The sequence below is a fragment of the Phaeobacter sp. QD34_24 genome (genome assembly GCF_028890115.1).
GTDB lineage: Bacteria > Pseudomonadota > Alphaproteobacteria > Rhodobacterales > Rhodobacteraceae > Phycobacter.
On the sequence record NZ_JARCJD010000047.1, the window covers coordinates 1 to 3,426 of the forward strand.

Genomic DNA, 3,426 nt, shown 5'->3' on the forward strand with positions numbered 1-3,426 from the left:
GATCAGACATGTTACCGCTCGATTTTCGAACCGTGAATCACGCCGCTGGACGGAAATCAATGGGTCCTGACCCTAGCTTCCTCCGGAACACCCCTCCTGAAGTTCAAACCGAAACAAGGGGGGCATTACACAGTCAGCCCTGCGAACGCTGCTCTTGCGAACAAACAGTTGGCCTGACCGCCCCCGAGAAATAATCCCCCTGCCAACCGCGCCCGGTGGGCGAGAGCTCCCCATCTTGAAAAGGAAACAAACACATGAATGCCACCCGTTTTGTCATGTCCAGCCAGCAGCTTTCGGCACTCGACCGCGTTGCATCCTGGTTGAAGAAGGACTCCCAGACGGACAAGGTCTTCCGCCTCTTCGGGTATGCCGGCACCGGCAAGACGACCATCGCCAAACACTTGGCTGCTGGCCTGAACAGACAGGTCGTCTATGCAGCCTTCACCGGTAAGGCCGCCATGATGATGCAGCGCAATGGATGTGAAGGCGCATGCACAATTCACAGTTTGATCTACCAGGTAGAGAAGGGACTGGATGGCAAAACCAGCTTCCGGCTTGATATGGACAGTGCGGCAGCAGATGCCGACCTCATCGTACTCGACGAATGCTCCATGGTGGACGATGATCTGGCGCTCGACCTCATGTCGTTCGGCACACCTATTCTCGCGTTGGGAGACCCTGCTCAGTTGCCTCCTGTGAATGGTGACGGATTCTTCACTAACACCGAGCCCGACATAATGCTGACCGAAATCCACCGTCAGGCCAAGGATAGCCCGATCCTGCGGCTAGCGACTGACATTCGCGAAGGCAAACCGCTGAAGTATGGTTCATATGGACGCAGCTGTGTGGTGCCGGATGGGAGCCTTGAGATCGATGAAGTCCTTTGTGCGGACCAGCTCCTGGTCGGTAGAAACGTCACCCGCAGACACTACAACGAAGAAATTCGTCGAGCGCTGGGGCGCACTAGCGATCTGCCAGAGATTGGCGATCGCTTGGCGTGCCAGCGCAATGACCATGGTCTGGGAATCTTTAACGGTGGCATGTTCACCGTAGTCTCCAAACCGAAGAAATCACGGTTTGCGGAGACCATTTCGTTGGAACTGAAATCACTCGACTTTCCGAGCAACGAAATCTATCGCGTGCGCGTGCATCCGGACTTCTTCGCTCGCGATGAAACTGAAGTGTCCGGGAATGAATTAAGAAACACTCAGCGTTTCAGGTATGGTTACGCGTTGACAGCACACAAGGCCCAGGGAAGCCAGTGGGACCATGTGATCATTGAAGACGAAAGCCACATCTTTAACAGGCATGCGAGGAATTGGCTCTACACGGCGGTCACAAGGGCTGCTGATCGCGTGACCCTGGTAACACGCCTCTAGGCACAAGTTGTTGTTGGCTCAGTCATTGGGGAGGTGCTGCTTCCCAATGACGGTACTGTCTCACGCCCAAAGCCATAGGAGCATCGGGTTGAAGGTCTTCGGCGGCGCCAGAGCCGAAACCCGTGCTGGCCAATACAGTGCCAAAGCCGCGGATCATGCCGCGAAACCGTGGCTTCATGGCACGGGTCCATTCGCTCGGAGTGTTGAGGCAGTCGAGGTAGGCTTGTCAGGCATGGGAGCTTTCTATTCACGGCTAACGGACAGGATGTGGTTGTGCTGGCGCGCCCTTAGGCTCCTCTGGACGATCTGGCGCACCTTGTTGCTCCCAATCCATGTTTGACGTGCCGGACGGTCTTTGACGCGGCACCATTACACTAGACACTCTCTGCTCGATCCCGGCGGTAACTGCGACACTGACATAGTGTGTTCTCAGGCGTGCTCTGCGCGTCGCTGAGCACGACCCATGTTCTGATGCGTTTCGTATACTGCACGCACGCTACCGACGTTCTGCGCGCTCTTTTGCAGTGCTGGACTGACACCGAAGCCCCTTGTTTCCTCGGCTTTGTCAGCAAGAGAGGTTTACATTTCTCGTGAAAAACGCCATTTTCGGCTTCAATCCGTCAACTTTATGTAAACTTTAGGTAAACCCTGAAGGCTGATTTTGGGGTGTTTTCGAGGGTTTGGGTTTACATGAAACGGCGCTGAGGTTGTCGTATGTCAACCCATGTAAACCCCATGACAACCCTATCGCGTGTTGTTGCGGACCTTTTCGGGACCCGGCGAAGCGCAACGATCGCGCCATTCCTCGCCGTGGTCCCATCAATAGTCCACCTCATCCATATCTAGGCACACAGAGACGCCGCAGGAGCTGCACCCGGCGCAAGGTGGGCCGAGGGTCGCTGTCATTGCTCACCTCGCGCAGGAAGCGCAGCCAGGCGCGTTCATTGGGGGTCAGATCGTCTTCCTGGCCGCACATGGTGCCTATCTCCCGAAGATCGTCTTGATCGCCGCCTGCGATCTGCTGGTCAGCCGGGGATCCGTGTTATTCGAGGCCTCACGGATCGCCTGAAGCCAGCCAACCTCGTTCGCGGTGACGGGTTCACCGAACACCTCCACGACTGCCTCAGCTGCCGTCTGTCCGATCGCCTGCTCCAAGGCGAGCCGCATCACGAAGGCCGGATCTGCCTCCAGTGCGCGCGCCAGGGCCGGGACGCGATCCAGAGCCACCTTGGAGCTCCCCTGCTTGATCATCGTGATCATGTTCTGGTTCACATATCCGGCTTCGGTGGCGATTTCTGCCTGGCTCTTCCGTCCTTTCAGTTCGAGCACCCGGCGTTCCACGTATTTCGCCAACTGTGTATCTTCGTGTGGTTTTTTGGACATCGTTTTCCTCTCAAATGTGACGCAGCGCGTGCTGCATATCTTCGTTATAGCGATGGCCAGGATGGGGATGTGTGGCGGGACAATAGTCACAGCCAAGGCCACAGGTGGTCGTCGAAGAATATGATTATGATGTGCTTTAGCGCACATAGCTCCGACTGCGCACACTATGGATCTGGCGTCTAACCTTGAGCTCAAACAACTACTCAGCCCGCCTGAATAGTCCGGTTTGAGTATCAGTGCATGACCGGCCTCGGGTCCATCAGGACGAGTATTTTCGGAGTTGGTGAAACTCCAAAAAGCCGCCAACCACCTAGCAGAACCTCCGCTTCAAAGCACACCCGGCGCCCTAGGCCGCGCGGACTGTGCAGATTGGCAGAATTCAGCAGTTGGTTTGAAGAGCATATTGAGCGGGCTCGCCAGGATGACAAGCTCTATCAGATGAACCTGAAAGACGCTCAGAGCGCACTGATGGCCTTCTTAGCGGCGCGACGACTTAACGCCGGATGGCGGCGGGGCTTGCGCGAGCCCGGCAACCGCCCCTTTGTGACACCTTTATTTTGCATAATATACATTATCTCTGAAAATTTTGTAGCCGCGGCACATTCTAAACTGGGTTGCGACAAATCCCCTATCTTGCTGAAAAGCAAGGAGAACGGACATGGCC

Annotated in this window: 3 protein-coding genes; 2 read left to right on the forward strand and 1 reads right to left on the reverse strand. The window is 55.9% G+C overall.

Annotated elements, in window-relative coordinates; translation table 11 throughout:
• The first annotated feature begins 254 nt into the window (after positions 1-254).
• A complete protein-coding gene (locus PXK07_RS18505; RefSeq protein WP_274849780.1) occupies positions 255-1,379 on the forward strand; it encodes an ATP-dependent DNA helicase in 1,125 nt (374 codons plus the stop codon).
• Positions 1,380-2,360: 981 nt separating this feature from the next.
• Here the strand turns inward: PXK07_RS18505 and PXK07_RS18510 are convergent.
• Positions 2,361-2,762, reverse strand: coding sequence for a helix-turn-helix domain-containing protein (locus PXK07_RS18510; protein ID WP_274849781.1), 402 nt, complete (start codon positions 2,760-2,762; stop codon positions 2,361-2,363).
• 369 nt (positions 2,763-3,131) lie between these two features.
• Here PXK07_RS18510 and PXK07_RS18515 point away from each other — a divergent pair.
• Positions 3,132-3,426 (forward strand): hypothetical protein (locus PXK07_RS18515; RefSeq protein ID WP_274849782.1); only part of this gene is annotated, 295 nt, incomplete at its 3' end.